This window comes from Streptomyces sp. NPDC007088 (assembly GCF_042869355.1).
Taxonomy (GTDB): domain Bacteria; phylum Actinomycetota; class Actinomycetes; order Streptomycetales; family Streptomycetaceae; genus Streptomyces.
This window is the reverse complement of sequence record NZ_JBIAFO010000012.1, coordinates 232,468-251,916: the sequence shown is the minus strand read 5'-3', so window position 1 is coordinate 251,916 and position 19,449 is coordinate 232,468. Positions and strand designations below refer to the sequence as shown.

Below are 19,449 nucleotides of genomic sequence, written 5' to 3'. Positions count from 1 at the left end.
CCTACAGCTCCTTGATCCGGATGTCGCGGTAGGAGATCACATCGGAGGTGCTGTGCACCTGGAGCCCGATGTAACCGGAGGCGTAACGGCGTCCGTCCGTGCCCGGGTCACCGTCGCGCGGCGGGTTGAACTGCTGGCCCGCCGTGTTGTCGAACTCGTTGATCAGCACCCCGTTGCGGAAGATCTTGAAGTGCTGGTCGACGACCCGGACCTCGTAGTCGTTCCAGGTCCCCTTCTCGGTGACCCCGGCGCCGGCCAGGCCGACCCGGTCGAAGCCGTACACCGAACCGGTCTTGTACATGTCGCCGGCCGGCGAGTCGAAGATCTGGATCTCGTGGCCGTACTTGATCGCGACCCACTCCGGGCTCTGCTCCTCGGGGTGGTCGTGCACCTGCGGGAAGCGGACGAAGACCCCGCCGTTGGCGTTGGCTCCGGCCGCGGCGTCGTCACGGAAGCGCAGCTTGAGCGAGAAGTCGTCGTACTTGCGCTCGGGGAACCACAGCATCCCCATCCCGTCGACCGTCTTCGAGCTGGTGATCGATCCGTCCTCGTTGAGGGCGAACCGGCCCCCGCCCACCTGCTCCCACTTCTGGAACGACTTCTCGCTGCCGTCCATGATGTCGCGGTAGCCGGTGGTCTGGCCGGGCTTGCCGATCCCGGACTGCTTGGCGGCCTGGTTGATCGCCTTGCGCTCGCGCTGGTCGATGACGTTCTCGGCCTTCAGCTCGCCGAGCACCTGGGTGACGTGCTTGAGGAACAGGGCGTTGGACGTCCAGTCCTTCTCGTCCTCGATCCGCTCGTTGATCCGGCAGCGGTTCTCGGTGATCCGGTTGGGCACCCCGGAGTCGACGGTGCCCACGAACACGGTCTTGCGCTCGTCGAACTCGGCGCAGCCCGGAGCGGGCACCCCGCCGCCCTGGACGACGCTCAGCACCACCTTGCCGGCCTGCGAGGTGTTGCCCGCCTTGTCGGTGGCCCGGTAGGCGAGCGTGTGCCGCCCCACCCGGTCCACGACGACCGGCTTCGCGTACGCCAGGTAGGGGCCCTCGTCGATGGAGTACTCGACGGTGTCCACCCCCGAGTCGTCGTCGGTCGCGCTCAGCGTGACCTTGGCCGAGCCGATGTAGGCGCCGTCGGAGTTCTTCGAACCGCTGACCTCGGCGCCCACGACGGGAGCCGTGGTGTCCTCGGCCGGCGGTACGACCACCGTGAAGTCCACGGACTTCTCGGCGGCGGCGTTGCCCGCCTTGTCCGTCGCGCGGTAGCGCACGGTGTGCGCGCCCTCCTCGTGCACCATGACCGGACCGGTGTACGGCTGCCAGTCGCCGTCGGCGCCGATCGCGTACTCGATGGTGTTGACGCCCGAACCGGTGTCGGAGGCCGTCACGGTGACGGTCGCCATCCCGAGGTACGCGCCGTCCTCGTCCTGGTCCCCGGCGACGGTCGCCGAGGTCTCCGGCGGGGTCTTGTCGTCGGTCGACCCGGTCACCACCGTGAACTCGGCCGACTTCTGAGCGGCCGCGTTCCCGGCCTTGTCGGTGGCCCGGTAGCGCACCACCTGATCACCGACCTGATCGACCACCACCGGGGTGGTGTACGGCTGCCAGTCGCCGTCCGCGCCGATCGCGTACTCGATCGTGTCGACGCCCGAACCGGCGTCGGTGGCCTCGACGGTCACCGTGGCGGAGCCGACGTAGGCGCCGTCCGCGTTCTGGTCGCCGGTCACCTTCGCGGAGGTCTCCGGAGCGGTCGTGTCGTCCCCGCCACCGCCGCCGTCGGTCACCACGAAGGTGCCCGTCATGGAGGTGTGGCCCGGGATCGTGCAGTGGTAGCGGTAGGTGCCCGGGGTGAGGACCACCTCGGCCGTGTGCTTGCCGCCCTCCGCGTCACTCGGGTTGGCGAGGATGTTGAGGTTGACGTCCTTGTTGTAGTCCTCGCTGGAGACGTCGAAGGTGAGTGTGTGCGGCATGCCGGTCGTGTTGCCGGTCGCCTCACTGTTCTCGAAGACGATCGTCGCGGGGCCCGCGACCGCCGTCTTCGGGGCCGACAGGTAGTGCGTGATGTCGTTGCCCGCGGTCCAGGTCAGCACCTGGGCCGCCCTGGGGGCGGCCTCCTTCGGCTCCTGGCCCAGCGCCGCCGTCGAGGTCAGCCCGAGCAGCAGCCCGACCGAGGCGATCAGCGCCAGCAGCAGCCGGGGCCGGGGCGGCCTACGGAGAGGGGATCTCGTACGTCCGCGCACCGTCTACCTCCTCACGAGTTGGTTGGCGGCCGGGGTCGCGGCGCCGCCCTTGTAGGTGACGCGCCACAGCGCCGACTCCTTGTCCGAGGTGAAGAAGCCACGCCCGTAGTCGAGGACGTACAGCGCACCGTCGGGACCGAACTTCCAGTCCATGAGGTTGCGGATGCCGCCCTGACCCACCGGGACGATCTTCCTCAGGGACTCGGCGTGCACCGGGATGCCGCCCTCGCCCTGCGTCTTCGGGTCCATCAGCACCGCGTGCCGGGGCTGCGTGTCGTCGTAGAGGTCACCGACGAACCACTTGCCGTCCCAGTACTCGGGCCACTTGGTCTTGCTGGACAGGCTCTTGTCGAAGCGGTACACCGGTCCGTCCATGGCCGCCTGGCCGCCGCCCTTGAGCCACGGCAGCTTGTAGGTGGCCTCGCTCTCCTTGTAGGAGGGCACGCCCTGCGCGTTGCGCGGGTAGTCGGGGCCGCCACCCTGCGGCGAGTACCAGATGTTGTTCCCGGTCACCGGCGGCAGGTTCACGAGCCCGTCGTTGTTGGGCGACTCGTTCTTCGGGTGGTCGCAGTCGTACCAGCCCAGCGGCTTGCTCGGATCGGGCAGATTGCGGTCCCGGTAGGGCTGCTTATTGCCCATGCAGTACGGCCAGCCGCGGTTGCTCGCCTTGGTGATGACGGCGAACGTGTCGTACTTCGCCGGGCCCCAGGTCTCGCTCGGGGCGCCCGCGTCCGGGCCGACCCAGCCCGCGTACAGCGTGTCGGTGGCCTTGTCGACCGAGATGCGCGCCGGGTTGCGCACGCCCATCACGTAGATCTCGCCCCGCGTCTTGCCGCCGCCCTCGGCGGTCTCCTTGCCGGTGAAGAGGTTGCCCTCCGGCAGGGTGTAGGTGCCGTCCTGCTCCGGGTGGATGCGCAGGATCTTGCCGTTGAGGTTGTTCGTGTTCCCCGCGGTGCGCCGGGCGTCCGCGAAGGACACGCCCTTGTAGTTCGGCTCCGGGTTGTTGCCCGAGTAACCGTCGCTGAACTGGGAGGAGTTGTTGTCACCGACGGCGATGTACAGATTGCCCTTGGAGTCCCAGGCCATCCCGCCGCCGGCGTGGCAGCACGAGTGGACCTGGACCGGCCAGGACAGCAGCACCTTCTCCGAGGACATGTCGATCTTGTTGGTCGCCTTGTTGAGGGTGAACCGCGAGACCTGCCGGGTCGCCATCTGCTTGTCGCGGTCCAGCTTCGAGTGCGGCGTGTAGTGCAGGTAGATCCAGCCGTTGTCCTCGAAGCGCGGGTCCAGCTCGATTCCGAGCAGCCCCTCCTCGACCTTGACCAGCTCGTCGCCCCCGCCCTTGTTGCCGAAGACGGTGAGCTTCCCGGCGAGCGTGACCTCCTTGGTCTTCGGGTCGTAGACGTGGATCTCGCCCTCGCCCTTGCCGACGTCGGGGTCCTTCCAGTCCGTCACGACCGGCTGGCTCGCGTCCTTGCCGCCGCGGCCGATGTAGAAGACCCGGCCGTCCTTGGCGGTGACCAGCCCGTGCGGCTCACCGATCTGGTCGTTGACGCCCGGCTGGTTGGCCTTGGTCAGCCGCTCTGCCGTGTAGTTGGAGTCGATCGCGGCCTTGCAGTCGGCGCGTACCAGACGCGTCGTCCACAGCAGCGCCCCGCGCAGGTGCGTGCGGAAGTCGGACTCCGCGAAGCTCTCCGCCGTACCGCCCATGCCGGTGTAGAAGGAACGGCCGCCGTCGTAGTCACGGCACCAGGACACCGGGTGGTCGGCGCCGTTGGCCCCGGTGCCCGGCGTGTACGTCGACTCCCGCACCCGGGCGACGGTGTGGACCTTGCCGCTCGGGTTCTCGGTCCAGTTGAGCCACTTGTCGGGGTGCTTCCACTCCAGCGGCAGGCTCTGGGTGGCCGGATTCGTGCGGTCGCCAACCTCGACGGTGGCGCGCTGCGCCTTCGCCCCGCTCCCCTCGACCGGACGCGCGCCGATGAGGCCCGTGTACCAGTCGGAGTACGGCTCGGTGCGCGCCGCGTCGTTGATGCCCAGGAATCCGCCGCCGGCCTTGACGTAGGACTCAAGACCCGCTTCCTGATCGGCGTTGAGTACGTCGCCGGCCCCGGTCAGGAAGACCACGGAGTTGATCTTGGCGAGCTTCTTCGCGTTGGTGAACACCTTCGCGTTGGCGGTGGCCTCGATCGAGAACCGCTGGCCCGCTGGCCCGCTCTGGCCGATCTTCTCGATCGCCTCGATCCCCGCGTCCACGGCGGGGGACTCCTCTCCGGCGGTACCGGTGTAGATCAGTACCTTCACTTCGTCACCGCCTGGTGGTGACGGCAGGTCGAGTGCCTGGCCCGACTGCGCGCCGGCCGGGCTGCCGGTCATCAGTCCGGTGGCCACGGCGCCGGAGAGCAGCACCGCCGCCCAGGCCCTGCGTCGTCGTCCCCGGCGTCCGGCCGGTCTGTCCGTGCCGGGCCTCGTAGTGCTCCAGGCCCGTTGGTGCGGCGTGAACCGCATGTGGTCACCCACCCCTCCTCGGTCACAGCAACAGCGCGGACGAAGCTAGACGTCTTTTCGCGGTACGCCAAGAGCTATGACCCAGATGGCACAAACTTTGTCCTGAGTGTGGATAAACGAAGATCCCTTGGCTACCGTGTGCCCGTCCCCGGGGCCTGACGCGCCCCGCAAGTCCCCAATCGTGCAAGGGAGTTCGATCATGGCTTCGGCGACGGAGGGCTCGGCGGAAGGCTTCGGAAGACGGCTGTTCAACCGGCGTGTGCTGGTGGGAGGCGCGGCCGCGGCCGCCGGCCTCACCACGATCGCGGCGGCCTCGGACGGGGGCGACAGCGCCAAGGCGGCCGTCACCGCGCCGACCGCCCCGGCCGGCGGCGCGGTACGCCGGATCACCCTGTACGCCGAGCGGCTGGCGGGCGGTCAGATGGGCTACGGGCTGGAGAAGGGCAAGGCGAGCGTCCCCGGCCCGCTCATCGAGCTGAACGAGGGCGACACGCTGCACATCGACTTCGAGAACACCATGGACGTCGACGCGAGCCTGCACGTGCACGGCCTCGACTACGAGATCAGCAGCGACGGCACCCGCATGAGCAACAGTCACGTACCGCCCGGCGGGCACCGCACGTACACCTGGCGCACCCACAAGCCGGGGCGGCGCGCGGACGGCACCTGGCAGCCGGGCAGCGCCGGGTACTGGCACTACCACGACCACGTGGTGGGCACCGACCACGGCACCGGCGGCATCCGCAACGGGCTCTACGGGGGAGTGGTGGTGCGCCGCAAGGGCGATCTGCTGCCCGACCGGACCCACACGATCGTCTTCAACGACCTGACGATCAACAACCTCAAGACCGGGCCCGACTTCAAGGCCACGGTGGGGGAGCGCGTGGAGATCGTCATGATCACCCACGGCGAGTACTACCACACGTTCCACCTGCACGGTCACCGCTGGGCGGACAACCGCACCGGGCTGCTGACCGGCCCCGAGGACCCCTCACCCGTCATCGACAACAAGATCACCGGGCCGGCCGACTCCTTCGGCTTCCAGGTGATCGCCGGCGAGGGCGTGGGGGCGGGCGCCTGGATGTACCACTGCCACGTGCAGTCGCACTCCGACATGGGCATGGCCGGGATGTTCCTGGTGGCCAAGGAGGACGGCACCGTGCCGGGCCACGAGGGGCACACCGCGGGCACGAGGAAGACCGCGCCGGACGCGGCCGCCCCGAAGAAGGGCGCGGCCTCCGGGCACGCCGGGCACGCGATGTGACGTGCCGTGGGGCGGCCCGGCCCGCCGGTCCGCCCCGCGACAGGCCGCCGCCCCGGGCCGGTGCGGGACCGGGGGCGGCGGGTGGTTCAGGAGCCCACGGACACCGTGAAGCGCCGGGGGTTGCCGTCGTTCGCCGCCCCCGACACGTCGGGCTCACCGTCCGGACGCACGTCGTCGTACGGGAAGGCGTACCCGATCGGCGAGTTGGCGTGCACGACACGCGACCAGTGGTTGGTCACCGCGTCCCGGTAGTAGTCGTCGCTGCCCCCGCCGGGCTGATCGGGGTGGGTCAGCAGCGTGCTGCGGTTGAAGCCGGCCGCGAGCCGGGCGAGCAGGCCCTTCTTGTCGTCGTTGTCCGAGGGGTTGTTCGTGAAGGGCCCGTGGTCGCACGTGAAGATGTCCGCCGACCCGGGCTTGACGAAGGTGTGCCCGCCCTCGAAGGTCAGCACGTCGTCGCCGCCGACCCGGCCGGCCAGCACCCCGCGGCCGCCCTGGAGGTCGATGCTCAGGTCCTCGGAGCGGTACTTGTCCCACACCCGGTCCACATAGCCGCCCCACACGTCCCGGAAGGGCATCTCCTCGGGCCGGTCGAAGTACGGGGCCATGACCGTCTGCGGGGAGACGGCGCGCAGGATCTGGCCGTCGCCGCCGCGCAGCACGAGCGAGTCCCAGGGCTGCCCGTCCTTCTCGGACTGTGCGACGAGGTCGTCCGCGATGGCCTGCACCGCGCCGTCCGGCAGCGGGGCGACCGTCCTGCTCGCGTCACCCTCCAGCCTCAGCCCGATCGGCAGCGAGGTCACGAGGTCGACATAGCTGATGTTCGCGTACAACTGCGTGTCGTTGAAGGTGAACTCGCAGAAGGACCACACCTTTTCGTAGTTCGGGTCGGTGCTCGTCGCGAAGGCGGGCTCGACGATCGCCGGGCCCGGGTTCACGAGGAACTCCAGCTCGTCGTCGCGCACGAAGTACACCCGGGCGCCGAACAGCCGCGGCAGCGTGAGGACGACGGGGCCCGCCCCGGCGGCGGGCAGCGGGATCGCGCAGTCCACCGGCAGGGGAGTGCCGGCGGCCGGAGGCTCCTCGGGGTGGTAGACGCTGCCGTCGGCGCGCAGCATGGTCCACTCGCCGCCCGGGAAGGCGTGCCCGGTCACGTAGGCGTTCACCTGTCCGGGCAGGGAGGTGTTCTCCAGAGCCAGCTCGCAGGTCTCGGGGGCGGCGCCCGCGGGCCCGGCCGGGGTCCACAGCGGGGTGGTGAGCGCCGCGGCGGTGGCCGCCGCGCCGGTCAGAAACAGTCTGCGTGAGAGCACGCGTCCTCCTGGAAGCCGTGGGGGACCCGCGGGAAGGGAGGAGCTGTGGGGGCCCGCGGGTGTCCCCACTCTTCCGGCGGGGCGAACAGCTCGTCAAGAGTTGTGCGCGCACGAGCCGGAAGGGGCGGAATGCCTTCACAAGGTGGCGACCCGGGAGGGGGGTTGGCGCGACTTCCACGGGAGGGGAACCCCTGCGCCCAGCCCGGGAAGCGGGCGCGCGCAGGTGCTGCCGGACTCGGTGACGGCGGCCCCGTCACCGTCTCCCTCCTCGTCCCGCGACCGCGAGGGCACCCGGTGTGCGGATCCCCGACCGCGACGCCACAGGGGCCCGGCGGTGAATACCGCCCCCGCCCGCACGGCATCTGATCGGCGCCGGGCCGGTGCGGCGGGCGCCGGTCCGGCGCCGACGGCCGCGCGCACAGGCGTTGAGCGATCGTTGAGCGACTGTTTCGCCGGGGGCGGCACCATCCCCGTATGTACTTGGACATCGTGGCCACGACGGAGCCGGGCTGGCAGGAGGGCGCCCTGTGCGCCCAGATCGGCACGGAGTTCTTCTTCCCCGAACCCGGCAGCTCGGTGCGGGAGGCCAAACGGATCTGCCGTTCCTGCACGATCCGCAGGGACTGCCTGGAGTACGCGCTGCGGCAGGACGAGCGTTACGGCGTGTGGGGCGGGCTCTCGGAGAAGGAGCGCAAACGCCTGCGCGTCCTGCGCCAGGGCTGAGACCCCGGGTGTGGAGTCGGGTCCCAGGTGTCGGGAAACCCCCTGCCCCGTCCGAGGTGAAAGGTGAAAGGCGAAAGGCCCTCCCCAGTCCTGACCGGGGAGGGCCGAGCCGGTGGGGACCGGTCGCGCGCCGGTCTACCGGGCCGCCGCGCGGGCGGCCATCCGGGCCTTGCGGGCGGCGAGCTTCTCGTCGAAGGTGGCCGCCTGCGCGTCGAGCCCGCCCATGAACAGCCCCAGCTCCTCCTGGGCCGCCAGGCCCTCGGGCCCGAGGCCGTCGATCTCCAGGACCTTCAGGTAGCGCAGCACCGGCTGGAGCACGTCGTCGTGGTGGATGCGCAGGTTGTAGACCTCGCCGATCGCCATCTGGGCCGCCGCCCGCTCGAAGCCGGGCATCCCGTGGCCGGGCATCCGGAAGCCCACCACGACGTCCCGTACCGCCCGCATCGTGAGGTCGGGCGTCAGCTCGAAGGCGGCCTTCAGCAGGTTCCGGTAGAAGACCATGTGCAGGTTCTCGTCGGTCGCGATCCGCGCCAGCATCCGGTCGCACACCGGATCGCCCGACTGGTGGCCGGTGTTGCGGTGCGAGACGCGGGTGGCCAGCTCCTGGAAGGCGACGTAGGCCACCGAGTGCAGCATCGAGTGCGCGTTGTCCGAGGTGAAGCCCTCGCTCATGTGAGCCATGCGGAACCGTTCCAGCTCGTCCGGGTCGACGGCCCGGGAGGCGAGCAGGTAGTCGCGCATCACGATGCCGTGCCGGCCCTCCTCCGCCGTCCAGCGGTGCACCCAGGTGCCCCACGCGCCGTCGCGGCCGAACAGGGTCGCGATCTCGTGGTGGTAGCTCGGCAGGTTGTCCTCGGTGAGCAGGTTGACGACGAGAGCGATGCGCCCGACGTCGGTGACCTTCGACTGGCTCTTGTCCCAGGGCTCGCCGTCCTCGAAGAAACCGGGGTAGTTCCGCGCCTCGCCGAACGGCACGTACTCGTGCGGCATCCAGTCCTTGGCGACCTTGAGGTGCCGGTTCAGCTCTCTCTCGACCACTTCCTCCAGGGCGTACAGCAGGCGCGCGTCGTTCCAGTCGGACGAGGTGCCGGGGGCCGAGCGGGGGGAAATGATCGTCACGGGGTCTCCTGGGGACGGGAGGATGGGGACAGGGGGAGCGGTCGCCGGTCGCCGCGCTCGGGAACGCGGGTACCTACGGAATCGTAGGTTACGAGACCGTAGGTTAAATGTGCCGTAAGAGCTGCCCTCCGCACCCGGAGGTGCGGCGCGCCGCGGCGTGGCTTTCGTCCGGCGTTCCTCTCGCCTTCCCCGGACGCGGCTTCTCAGCCGTTCCCCATCAATTCCGCGAGGCAGCGGTCGAGGTCGACCCGCGGCGGCTCGGCCCCGCGCGGCGCGAGGGAGTCCGTGCGCCGCAGGAAGAGACGCAGCTCGGCGCTGTACAGGTGGACCACCGCCATGCCCTCCGGGGCGTGGAACTCGAGAACGGTGCGTTCGTACCCGTAGGGACGTACGCGTACGTCCCCCAGTCCGGCCGCCTCCCGGAGGCCCTCCGAGAGCAGGTCGCGGGCGAAGACCCAGGTCACCTCGGTGCCTTCCAGGGTCGCGGAGGCGGGGAAGTCGATGCGGACGGCGTAGGGGTCGCTCAGGTCGTAGCGGAGAGTGGCCTCGACGGTCGGCATGGCGGCGGTGGCCACCACGCGGGCCCTGACGGCTTGTTCGATGACAGTGGACAAGGAACCTGCTCCCTCGCTGGCGACGGATCCGGGCGACGCCTGGTGCGACACGACTGCGGACGCGGGCGGAACGGACCGGGCACTTGTTCAGACGCCGGAATGAGGGATTCAGTGCGCAGAAACCCCTAGTGAACTGCGTCACCGTCGCTCTTTATCCGGAGCCGAACACTCCGTTTTCCGCCCCGGGCGCTCCGCGCTCCACGCCCGAGCCGCCCGCCGCCGCACCACGGCGGCCCCCGTCCGCTCACCGTCTACAGTCGGGCCGTGGTGAGGAACGAGGACGCCGAGGACCGGCCGGGCACCGAAGAGGCCGCGCGCCGGACCCAGGACCTGCTGCGCGAGCGGCTCGTCCTGGACGAGGCCGGGCCCCCGCCCGGCCGGGGCCACGTCACGGGGGTGGACGTGGCCTACGACGACGCACGCGATCTGGTCGCCGCGGCGGCCGTCGTCCTCGACGCGTCGAGCCTCGCCGTGGTGGACACGGCGACCGCCGTGGACCGCGTCTCCTTCCCGTACGTCCCCGGGCTGCTCGCCTTCCGCGAGGTGCCCGCCGTGCGCGCCGCGCTCGACCGGCTGTCCGCCGATCCCGGGCTCGTCGTGTGCGACGGTTACGGACTCGCCCACCCGCGCCGCTTCGGCCTCGCCAGCCACCTCGGTGTCCTGACCGGGCTGCCGACCATCGGTGTCGCCAAGAACCCGTTCACCTTCACCTACGAGGCCCCGGGCGAGGAACGCGGTGCCTTCAGCGCGCTGCGCGGCGACGACGGCGAGGAGGTCGGCCGGGCGCTGCGCACCCGTACCGGCGTCAAACCGGTCCACGTGTCCGTCGGCCACCGCACGAGCCTCGACACCGCCTGCGCGCACACCCTCGCCCTGACCCCGCGCTACCGGTTGCCCGAGACCACCCGCCGGGCCGACGCCCTGTGCCGGCGGGCGCTGCGGGAGGCGGTCCGGGCCGGGTGACCGGGCGATCCGTCCCCTCCGGGCGCCCGGCGAGTGCCGCGTTCAGACACCGGGCACGCCGCGCACCGCGATCCCGTGCCGCTCCAGCAGCGCCGCCGTGACCCCGTCCCCCTCGACCAGCGTCCCGTCGAAGGAGCCGTCGTGCACCGCGCCCCGGCCGCAGGAGGGGCTGCGCGGCATCAGCACCGCCTCCGCGCAGCCCTCCCGCAGCGCTTCGGCGAGCGCGCGTCGGGCGCCCTCGACGAAGGCGTCCGTCACATCGCGGCCGGTGTCCTCGACCACGCGCGCCCTGCCGTCGAGCACGGCGTGGCCGTCGCCCCCGGACAGTTCGGCCGGGCGGCGCGGGGTCGGCAGGCCGCCCGCCTGTTCCGGGCAGAAGGGCACGGCGCGGCGCCCCGCGAGCAGTCCGGGCAGCGCCGAGGCCGCCTTGTCCCGCCCGTCGAAACGGCACGGCACCCCGCGCAGGCACGCGCTGACCAGTACGGCATCCATGGGCCCACGGTAGCGCCGGGGGCCCGGCGGGCCGCGGGCGCGGGCGACACTTCTGAGCGCTTGCTTTCTTGGGGCTTGTGCCGGGCCCCCGGCGTTCATAGCATCACCGGTGTTACATCAGTTGTGTCACAACGCTGGGGGCATGCCCGGGATGACAGCAGCAAGCACGCGCGGACCGCGCGGCGGCCCCCTGGCCGGGGTGCGCGTCGTGGAACTCGCCGGGATCGGGCCCGGCCCCTTCGCCGCGATGCTCCTCGCCGACCTCGGCGCCGACGTCGTCCGCGTGGACCGGCCGGGCAAGCAGGCCCTCGGCATGGACCCGGCCCAGGACCTCACCAACCGCGGCAAACGCTCCGTCCTGGTCGACCTCAAGTCCGGGGACGGAGCCGAACAGGTCCTCGCCCTCGTCGAGCGCGCCGACCTCCTGATCGAGGGCTACCGGCCCCAAGTCGCCGAACGCCTCGGCATCGGTCCCCAGCCGTGCCTGGAGCGCAACCCCCGGCTCGTCTACGGGCGGATGACCGGCTGGGGACAGGAGGGGCCCCTCGCCGGACGCGCCGGACACGACATCGCCTACCTCGCCCCCACCGGCGCGCTGGGCCTCGCCGGGCGCGCGGACGAGCCCCCCGCCTTCCCCGCCAACCTGCTCGGCGACTTCGCGGGCGGCTCCCTCTACCTCGTCGTCGGCCTGCTCTCCGCCCTGCGGCACGCCGAACGCACCGGCGAGGGGCAGGTCGTGGACGCCGCGATCGTCGACGGCGCCGCCCACCTCACCACGATGCTGCACGGCATGATGGCGGCCGGTGGCTGGCAGGACCGGCGCGGCACCAACCTCCTGGACGGCGGCAGCCCCTTCTACGGCTCCTACGAGACCGCCGACGGGCAGTACATGGCCGTCGGCGCGCTGGAGAAGCGGTTCTACGCCGAGTTCGTCCGCCTGCTCGGCATCGAGGACACCGCTCCCGGCCGCGCCGACTTCGGACGCTGGGAGGAACTGCGCGCCGAGATCGCCCGCGCCTTCAGGACCCGCACCCGCGCCGAGTGGACCGAGGTCTTCGCGGACTCCGACGCGTGCGTCGCCCCCGTCCTGTCCCTGCGGGAGGCCCCGCACCACCCCCACCTCGCCGCGCGCGGCACCTTCACCGAGGCGGGCGGCGTCCACCAGCCCGCGCCCGCGCCCCGCTTCTCCGCGACCCCCGCCGCCCCGCCCGGCGCGCCCGCGCTGCCCGGCGCGGACAACGCCTCCGTCGCCAGGGACTGGGAACTGCCCCACCCGGGGTTTGCCTGACCAGGCGCAGGGGCGCCCGCGGTCGCGCGGCAGACGCGCGCTGTCGGCCAGGCCCCTGGCCCCCGCCCGACCGCGAACCACCGGCCGAGAAAGGCTGCTGTTGTGACCACCGAAGCGTATGTCTACGACGCGATCCGCACCCCGCGCGGACGCGGCAAGGCGAACGGCGCCCTGCACGGCACCAAGCCCGTCGACCTCGTCGTCGGCCTCCTGCACGAACTGCGCCGCCGGCTGCCCGGACTCGACCCGGCCGCGATCGACGACATCGTCCTCGGCGTCGTCAGCCCCCTCGGTGACCAGGGGTCCGACATCGCGCGGATCGCGGCCGTCGCCGCCGGGCTGCCCGACACCGTCGCCGGCGTCCAGGAGAACAGGTTCTGCGCCTCCGGCCTCGAAGCCGTCAACATGGCCGCCGCCAAGATCCGTTCGGGCTGGGAGGACCTCGTGCTGGCGGGCGGTGTCGAGTCCATGTCCCGGGTGCCCATGGCCTCCGACGGCGGGGCCTGGGCGATGGACCCGATGACCAACCTCGACACGGGCTTCGTCCCGCAGGGCATCGGCGCCGACCTCATCGCGACCATCGAGGGCTTCAGCCGCCGCGACGTGGACGAGTACGCGGCCCTGTCCCAGGAACGGGCCGCCACCGCGTGGAAGGAGGGCCGCTTCGACAAGTCCGTGGTCCCCGTGCGCGACCGCAACGGACTCGTCGTCCTCGACCACGACGAGCACCCGCGGCCCGGCACCACCGCCGACAGCCTCGCGAAGCTGAAGCCCTCCTTCGCCGACATCGGCGAACTCGGCGGATTCGACGCCGTCGCGCTCCAGAAGTACCACTGGGTCGAGAAGATCGACCACGTCCACCACGCCGGCAACTCCTCCGGCATCGTGGACGGTTCAGCGATCGTCGCGATCGGCAGCGAGGAGGTCGGACAGCGGTACGGACTGCGGCCGCGGGCCCGTATCGTCTCCGCCGCCGTGTCCGGCTCCGACCCCACCATCATGCTCACCGGCCCCGCGCCCGCCTCCCGCAAGGCCCTCGCCAAGGCCGGGCTCACCGCGGCCGACCTCGATCTGGTCGAGATGAACGAGGCCTTCGCCGCCGTGGTCCTGCGCTTCGCCCGCGACATGGACCTCCCCCTCGACCGGATCAACGTCAACGGCGGCGCCATCGCCCTCGGCCACCCGCTCGGCGCGACCGGCGCGATGCTGCTGGGCACCCTCGTGGACGAACTCGAACGGCGCGAGCTGCGCTACGGCCTCGCGACCCTGTGCGTGGGCGGCGGCATGGGCGTCGCCACCGTCGTGGAACGCCTCTGACCGCACGGCGTCCCCGACCGCACGGCGCCTGCCCGCCACCGGAACCCCAACGGAGCCCCTCCACCATGAGCGACACCCACCACGCCCCCGCCATCCGCTGGGAACAGGACGAGACCGGCGTCGTCACCCTCGTCCTCGATGATCCCGGCCAGTCGGCCAACACCATGAACGCCGCCTTCCGCTCGGCGATCGAGGCCGTCGCCGACCGCGCCGAGGCCGAGGCCGACAGCATCCGCGGCATCGTCTTCACCTCCGCCAAGAAGACCTTCTTCGCGGGCGGCGACCTGCACGACCTGCTCGCCGTCCGCCCCGAGGACGCCCAGCGCTTCTTCGACGAGGCCCAGGCACTCAAACGAGCCCTGCGCCGCATCGAGACCCTCGGCAAACCCGTCGTCGCCGCGATCAACGGCGCCGCGCTGGGCGGCGGTTACGAGATCGCCCTCGCCTGCCACCACCGCGTCGCCCTCGACGCGCCCGGCTCCAGGATCGGCCTGCCCGAGGTCACCCTCGGCCTGCTCCCCGGAGGCGGCGGCGTCACCCGCACCGTCCGCCTCCTCGGCATCGCCGACGCCCTCCTCAAGGTCCTCCTCCAGGGCACGCGCCACACGCCGCGCCGCGCCCTCGACAACGGGCTCGTCGACGAGGTGGTCGACAGCCCGGGGGAACTGCTCGCGCGGGCCCGCGCCTTCATCGACGCGCACCCCGAGTCCCGCCAGCCCTGGGACACCCCGGGGTACCGCATCCCCGGCGGCACCCCGGCCCAGCCGAAGTTCGCCGCGAACCTGCCCGCCTTTCCCGCCAACCTCCGCAAACAGACCGGCGGCGCGCCCTACCCCGCGCCGCGCGCGATCATGGCGGCGGCCGTCGAGGGCTCCCAGGTCGACCTCGACACCGCCCTGACCATCGAGACCCGCTACCTCACCGGACTGGTCACCGGGCAGACCGCGAAGAACATGATCCAGGCGTTCTTCTTCGACCTCCAGGCCGTCAACTCCGGTGCCGCGCGCCCCCAGGACGTCGCCCCGCGCACCGTACGCAGGGCCGCTGTGCTGGGCGCCGGGATGATGGGCGCGGGCATCGCCCACGCCTGCGCCCGCGCGGGGATCGAGGTCGTCCTCAAGGACGTGAGCGCACAGGCGGCGGCCAGGGGCAAGGAGCACGCGCGCGAACTGCTCGACAAGGCCGTACGGCGCGGACGCACCACCGAGGAGGAGCGCGACGCGCTCCTCGCCCGCATCACCCCGACCGCCGACCCCGAGGACCTCGCGGGTTGTGACGCGGTGATCGAGGCCGTCTTCGAGAACACCGCGCTCAAGCAGCGGGTGTTCCAGGAGATCCAGGGCCTCGTGGCCCCCGACGCCCTGCTGTGTTCCAACACCTCGACCCTGCCCATCACCGCGCTCGCCGAGGGCGTCGAGCGGCCCACCGACTTCATCGGGCTGCACTTCTTCTCGCCCGTGGACAAGATGCCCCTGGTCGAGATCGTCAAGGGCGAGCGCACCGGGGACGAGGCGCTGGCCCGCGCCGTGGACCTCGTACGGCAGATCCGCAAGACGCCCATCGTGGTCAACGACGCGCGCGGCTTCTTCACCTCCCGCGTCATCGGGCAGTTCCTCAACGAGGGCGTCGCGATGGTCGCCGAGGGTATCGAACCGTCCTCCGTGGAGCAGGCCGCCGCGCAGGCCGGCTACCCGGCCAAGGTCCTCTCCCTCATGGACGAGCTGACGCTCACCCTGCCCCGAAAGATCCGCGAGGAGACCCGCGCGGCCGTGGAGGCGGCGGGCGGCACCTGGACCCCGCACCCCGCCGACGCGGTGATCGACCGCATGGTCGAGGAGTTCGGCCGCCCCGGACGCGGCGGGGGAGCCGGCTTCTACGACTACACCGCCGAGGGGGAGCGCGCCGGGCTCTGGCCGGGACTGCGCGAGCACTTCACCCGGCCCGGCACCCGCCTCCCCTTCCGCGACATGCAGGAACGCATGCTGTTCGCCGAGGCCCTCGACACCGTGCGCCTCCTGGACGAGGGCGTCCTCACCTCCGTCGCCGAGGCCAACGTCGGCTCCCTCCTCGGCATCGGCTTCCCCGGCTGGACCGGCGGCGTCCTCCAGTACGTCAACGGCTACGAGGGCGGCCCGGCCGGCTTCGTGCGCCGTGCCCGCGAGCTGGCCGCCGCCTACGGGGAGCGCTTCACCCCACCCGCCTCCCTCGTCGCCAAGGCCGAACGGGGCGAGCGGTACACCGACGCGGCCTGAACCGGGCGGGTGCGGACCGGCGGGCTCGCACCGGGTGGGCCTGCACCGGGCGGGCCGGCACCGGGCCGGGGGCCAGGGGGCACCACCCCGAAGCCCCAGGCCCGGAGCCCCGTTCAGCGCGGTGTTCCGTGCCGCCCGCTCTCCCGCTCCCCGTCGTCGCCGGCCTTCGTGAGCGCGCCACGCAGCTCGGCGCTCAAGGAACGCTGGAAGGCCGTCAGAAGGGCTTGCAGGACGATCGGCTGCATATGGGCCGACAGCGAACGCGCCGCGCCCGCCGGTGCCTCGCTCACCTCGGCCTTGAACAGCGCGGCCAACTCGTGGGCGGTGCGTGCCGCGTGGTCCAGCAGCAGGGAGCGCGCGGAGCGGATCGCGTCCAGCGACAAGGGCAGGTCGAGCAGCCGCGCCCCGAGCCGTAGGAGACCCGCGTCCAGCGCGTACCTCTCCACGCCCGCCCCCGGCCCGGTGGTGTCCGGCGGCAGCGGGGTGAGCACGCCCATCGCCTCAAGCCTGCGCAGGTCCTCCCCGGTGAGCTTCCTGCCGACCTGTTCCTCCGCCTCGGCCCTGGAGCACTCGCTCGTGCCGTCCGGCAGCCAGGAGGCCACGACGGCCCGGTGGATGGCGAGTTCCTGCGCCGTGGTGCCCTCGGGCAGGCGCTCCACGTACCGCTCTATAGCGGCGAGCGTCATCCCCTGCCCCCGCAGGTCCTCGATCAGCGCGAGGCGCGCGAGGTGGTCCTGCCCGTAGTGCCCGACCCGGCGCGGACCGATCCGGGGCGGCGGCAGCAACCCCCGGGTGCCGTAGAAGCGGAGGGTGCGCACCGTGACCCCGGCCCGTGCCGCGAGCTCGTCGACCGTGAGCGCCGGCCCGGCCGTCACGGTGTCCCTCTCGCTCGTCATGCCCTCTCCCACGCCTTCCCGGCTGTCACCCGCACCACGCCACTGGTGAAACAGTATTGCTGTCTCACCAGTGGTGTGAAAGAGACGGTGGGCCCGCGTCCGGGGGGACGACCGTGCGCGCGGGGGAGCGGGCGCCCGCACCCACCGGCCGGGCCGTCGGCAAACCTCCCTCCCACGCGAGGGGCCGGGACGCGTCTCCGGACCCCCGCCGCGCACCCCACGTACCCTTTCCCCGTGCCAGCCTCGCCCCTCCACCACGTCGCCGTCCTCGTGCTCGAAGGCGCGAAGCCCCTCGACGTCGGCATCCCCGCGCAGGTGTTCACGACCCGCGCGAGCATGCCGTACGAGGTACGCGTGTGCGGGGCGGCGCCCGGTCTCGTGACCGGCGGCGACGGCCTGGCCTACCACGTCGCCCACGGCCTCGACGCTCTCGCGTGGGCCGACATCGTCTTCGTTCCCGGCTACCGGCACCCGGACCGGGAGGACCCGCCGCGGCCGGTCCTCGACGCGCTGACCGCCGCCCACGAACGGGGCGCGCGGCTCGCCGCCATCTCCACGGGGGCCTTCGCGCTCGCTGCCACGGGCCTGCTCGACGGAAGGCGCGCCACCACGCACTGGCACTACACACGGGCCCTCGCGGCGAAGCGTCCGCTCGTCCGGGTCGACGCGAACGTGCTGTTCGTGGACGAGGGCAGCGTCCTGACCTCGGCCGGCGCCGCCTCGGGCATCGACCTGTGCCTGCACATCCTGCGCGGGGACCTCGGGGTGTCCGCGTCGAACCACGCGGCCAGGCGCCTGGTGGCGGCCCCGTACCGCAGCGGCGGTCAGGCGCAGTACGTGCCGCGCAGCGTGCCCGAGCCGCTCGGCGAGCGGTTCGCCGCCACCCGGGAGTGGGCGCTGCACCGGCTCGGCGAGCCCCTCACCCTCGACGTGCTGGCCCGCCACGCGGGGGTGTCCCCGCGCACCTTCTCGCGGCGCTTCGCCGAGGACACGGGATACACGCCGATGCAGTGGGTCATGCGGGCCCGTGTCGACGTCGCCCGTGAGCTGCTGGAGCGTTCACAGCGCGGCATCGAGCAGATCGCCGCCGAGGTCGGCCTCGGCACCGGCGCGAACCTGCGGCTGCACTTCCAGCGCATCCTCGACACCACGCCGAGCGAGTACCGGCGCACCTTCGCCCAGGGGCGATAGCCCCCCTCCACCCCCTGGCGAAATCCTTACGGACCCTGGCGATCACGCCGCTGTCACCGGCGGACACCACGCGGGAGCCTGGAGGTGAAGCCGCAGGGACAGAAGGAGCACCACTCATGACTCGCCTCGCCATCAACGGATTCGGCCGCATCGGGCGCAACGTGCTGCGCGCCCTGCTGGAGCGCGACAGCGACCTGGAGATCGTCGCCGTCAACGACCTCACGGAGCCCGCCACCCTCGCGCGGCTGCTCGCCTACGACACGACGGCGGGCCGGCTCGGCCGTCCGGTCACGGTCGACGGGGACGCCCTCGTCGTCGACGGCCGCCGGATCACCGTGACCGCCGAGCGTGAACCGGCGCGGCTTCCGTGGGCCGCGCTCGGTGTCGACCTCGTACTGGAGGCGACCGGCCGTTTCACCTCGGCCAAGGCCGCCCGCGCCCACCTCGACGCGGGCGCGAAGAGGGTACTGATCAGCGCGCCCGCGGACGGCGCCGACGTCACCCTCGCCTACGGGGTGAACAGCGACACCTACGACCCGGCCGCGCACACGATCGTCTCGAACGCCTCGTGCACCACCAACGCGCTCGCGCCGCTGGCCTCGGTGCTCGACGATCTCGCGGGCATCGAGCACGGCTTCATGACGACGGTGCACGCCTACACGCAGGAGCAGAACTTGCAGGACGGCCCGCACCGCGACGCCCGCCGCGCCCGCGCGGCCGCCGTCAACATCGTGCCCACCACGACCGGCGCCGCCAAAGCGATCGGCCTCGTGCTGCCCAAGCTCGACGGCAAGCTGTCGGGTGACTCGATCCGCGTGCCGGTCCCGGTGGGATCGATCGTCGAACTCAACACGACCGTCGCCCGCGAGGTGACGCGCGAGGACGTCCTGGCGGCGTACCGCGACGCGGCGAACGGACCGCTCGCGGGGGTGCTGGAGTACTCGGAGGACCCGCTCGTCTCCTCCGACATCACGGGCAACCCGGCCTCCTCGGTCTTCGACTCGGCGCTCACCCGCGTCGACGGCCGCCACGTCAAGGTGGTCGCCTGGTACGACAACGAGTGGGGCTTCTCGAACCGCGTGATCGACACGCTCGAACTCCTCGCCGCCGGCTGACGGGGGGCCGGGGCGGGACGGCCCGCGCGAGGGCCGCCTCGCCGGCACCGCCCGTTCGCGCCGCGGGGGGGCCGGCCCCCCCCCCCCCGGGCCCGGCGGGGGCCGGGCCCCCCCCCCCCCGGCGGGCCCGGGGCCCCGGGGGGGGGGGGCCCCCCCGCGGC

15 protein-coding genes are annotated in these 19,449 nt (G+C 72.2%); 8 read left to right on the top strand and 7 right to left on the bottom strand.

Translation table 11 applies throughout. The annotated features are described in order from the left end of the window. Position 1: 1 nt before the first annotated feature. Entirely contained in the window at positions 2 to 2,239 is a 2,238-nt protein-coding gene (locus ACFYMP_RS21065) for an OmpL47-type beta-barrel domain-containing protein (RefSeq protein WP_388859635.1), read from the bottom strand. Between the two features lie 3 nt (positions 2,240 to 2,242). Continuing rightward, on the bottom strand, positions 2,243 to 4,747 hold the full coding sequence (locus ACFYMP_RS21060; RefSeq protein ID WP_388859632.1) for a ThuA domain-containing protein: 2,505 nt from the start codon (positions 4,745 to 4,747) through the stop codon (positions 2,243 to 2,245). 199 nt (positions 4,748 to 4,946) lie between these two features. On the opposite strand from ACFYMP_RS21060, the gene ACFYMP_RS21055 reads away from it, so the two are divergent. Next, the gene (locus ACFYMP_RS21055) at positions 4,947 to 6,011 is read left to right on the top strand and encodes a multicopper oxidase domain-containing protein (protein ID WP_388859629.1); all 1,065 of its coding nucleotides are present in this window, start codon (positions 4,947 to 4,949) and stop codon (positions 6,009 to 6,011) included. A gap of 86 nt (positions 6,012 to 6,097) precedes the next feature. Here ACFYMP_RS21055 and ACFYMP_RS21050 read toward each other — a convergent pair whose 3' ends face one another. Continuing rightward, complete coding sequence (locus ACFYMP_RS21050; RefSeq protein WP_388859626.1) at positions 6,098 to 7,318, bottom strand: glycoside hydrolase family 64 protein; 1,221 nt, start codon at positions 7,316 to 7,318, stop codon at positions 6,098 to 6,100. 474 nt (positions 7,319 to 7,792) lie between these two features. Here ACFYMP_RS21050 and ACFYMP_RS21045 point away from each other — a divergent pair, with 474 nt between their 5' ends. Continuing rightward, positions 7,793 to 8,041: a WhiB family transcriptional regulator gene (locus tag ACFYMP_RS21045; RefSeq protein WP_388859623.1), complete on the top strand. Its 249-nt coding sequence runs from the start codon at positions 7,793 to 7,795 to the stop codon at positions 8,039 to 8,041. 135 nt (positions 8,042 to 8,176) lie between these two features. Here ACFYMP_RS21045 and ACFYMP_RS21040 read toward each other — a convergent pair whose 3' ends face one another. Then, the gene (locus ACFYMP_RS21040; RefSeq protein ID WP_388859685.1) at positions 8,177 to 9,154 is read right to left on the bottom strand and encodes an acyl-ACP desaturase; all 978 of its coding nucleotides are present in this window, start codon (positions 9,152 to 9,154) and stop codon (positions 8,177 to 8,179) included. Positions 9,155 to 9,363: 209 nt separating this feature from the next. Then, positions 9,364 to 9,774 (bottom strand): SsgA family sporulation/cell division regulator, encoded by a 411-nt coding sequence (locus ACFYMP_RS21035; protein WP_388859620.1) that lies wholly within the window; start codon positions 9,772 to 9,774, stop codon positions 9,364 to 9,366. Between the two features lie 264 nt (positions 9,775 to 10,038). On the opposite strand from ACFYMP_RS21035, the gene ACFYMP_RS21030 reads away from it, so the two are divergent. Continuing rightward, positions 10,039 to 10,737: an endonuclease V gene (locus ACFYMP_RS21030; RefSeq protein ID WP_388859617.1), complete on the top strand. Its 699-nt coding sequence runs from the start codon at positions 10,039 to 10,041 to the stop codon at positions 10,735 to 10,737. Positions 10,738 to 10,779: 42 nt separating this feature from the next. On the opposite strand, the gene ACFYMP_RS21025 is transcribed toward ACFYMP_RS21030, so the two are convergent. Then, complete coding sequence (locus ACFYMP_RS21025) at positions 10,780 to 11,229, bottom strand: DUF523 domain-containing protein (RefSeq protein ID WP_388859614.1); 450 nt, start codon at positions 11,227 to 11,229, stop codon at positions 10,780 to 10,782. 151 nt (positions 11,230 to 11,380) lie between these two features. On the opposite strand from ACFYMP_RS21025, the gene ACFYMP_RS21020 reads away from it, so the two are divergent. From ACFYMP_RS21020 to ACFYMP_RS21010, 3 genes are all read left to right on the top strand, one after another. After that, positions 11,381 to 12,517: a CaiB/BaiF CoA transferase family protein gene (locus ACFYMP_RS21020; protein WP_388859611.1), complete on the top strand. Its 1,137-nt coding sequence runs from the start codon at positions 11,381 to 11,383 to the stop codon at positions 12,515 to 12,517. Between the two features lie 102 nt (positions 12,518 to 12,619). Next, positions 12,620 to 13,834, top strand: coding sequence for an acetyl-CoA C-acetyltransferase (locus ACFYMP_RS21015; protein WP_388859608.1), 1,215 nt, complete (start codon positions 12,620 to 12,622; stop codon positions 13,832 to 13,834). A 65-nt stretch (positions 13,835 to 13,899) separates the two neighbouring features. Next, positions 13,900 to 16,086, top strand: a complete 2,187-nt coding sequence (locus ACFYMP_RS21010; protein ID WP_388859605.1) for a 3-hydroxyacyl-CoA dehydrogenase NAD-binding domain-containing protein — start codon at positions 13,900 to 13,902, stop codon at positions 16,084 to 16,086. Between the two features lie 113 nt (positions 16,087 to 16,199). Here ACFYMP_RS21010 and ACFYMP_RS21005 read toward each other — a convergent pair whose 3' ends face one another. Then, entirely contained in the window at positions 16,200 to 16,982 is a 783-nt protein-coding gene (locus ACFYMP_RS21005; protein WP_388859602.1) for a MerR family transcriptional regulator, read from the bottom strand. Positions 16,983 to 17,216: 234 nt separating this feature from the next. On the opposite strand from ACFYMP_RS21005, the gene ACFYMP_RS21000 reads away from it, so the two are divergent. Both ACFYMP_RS21000 and gap read left to right on the top strand, forming a co-directional pair. Next, positions 17,217 to 18,173: a GlxA family transcriptional regulator gene (locus ACFYMP_RS21000; protein ID WP_388859599.1), complete on the top strand. Its 957-nt coding sequence runs from the start codon at positions 17,217 to 17,219 to the stop codon at positions 18,171 to 18,173. A 116-nt stretch (positions 18,174 to 18,289) separates the two neighbouring features. Further along, positions 18,290 to 19,288: a type I glyceraldehyde-3-phosphate dehydrogenase gene (gene gap, locus ACFYMP_RS20995; protein ID WP_388859596.1), complete on the top strand. Its 999-nt coding sequence runs from the start codon at positions 18,290 to 18,292 to the stop codon at positions 19,286 to 19,288. Positions 19,289 to 19,449 lie beyond the last annotated feature (161 nt).

Coding starts and splice junctions, on each gene's coding strand:
- ACFYMP_RS21045 (WP_388859623.1), top strand. CDS start 7,793: ATGTACTTGGACATCGTGGCCACGACGGAGCCGGGCTGGCAGGAGGGC.
- ACFYMP_RS21025 (WP_388859614.1), bottom strand. CDS start 11,229: ATGGATGCCGTACTGGTCAGCGCGTGCCTGCGCGGGGTGCCGTGCCGT.
- ACFYMP_RS21005 (WP_388859602.1), bottom strand. CDS start 16,982: ATGACGAGCGAGAGGGACACCGTGACGGCCGGGCCGGCGCTCACGGTC.
- gap (WP_388859596.1), top strand. CDS start 18,290: ATGACTCGCCTCGCCATCAACGGATTCGGCCGCATCGGGCGCAACGTG.
- ACFYMP_RS21010 (WP_388859605.1), top strand. CDS start 13,900: ATGAGCGACACCCACCACGCCCCCGCCATCCGCTGGGAACAGGACGAG.
- ACFYMP_RS21055 (WP_388859629.1), top strand. CDS start 4,947: ATGGCTTCGGCGACGGAGGGCTCGGCGGAAGGCTTCGGAAGACGGCTG.
- ACFYMP_RS21060 (WP_388859632.1), bottom strand. CDS start 4,747: ATGCGGTTCACGCCGCACCAACGGGCCTGGAGCACTACGAGGCCCGGC.
- ACFYMP_RS21020 (WP_388859611.1), top strand. CDS start 11,381: ATGACAGCAGCAAGCACGCGCGGACCGCGCGGCGGCCCCCTGGCCGGG.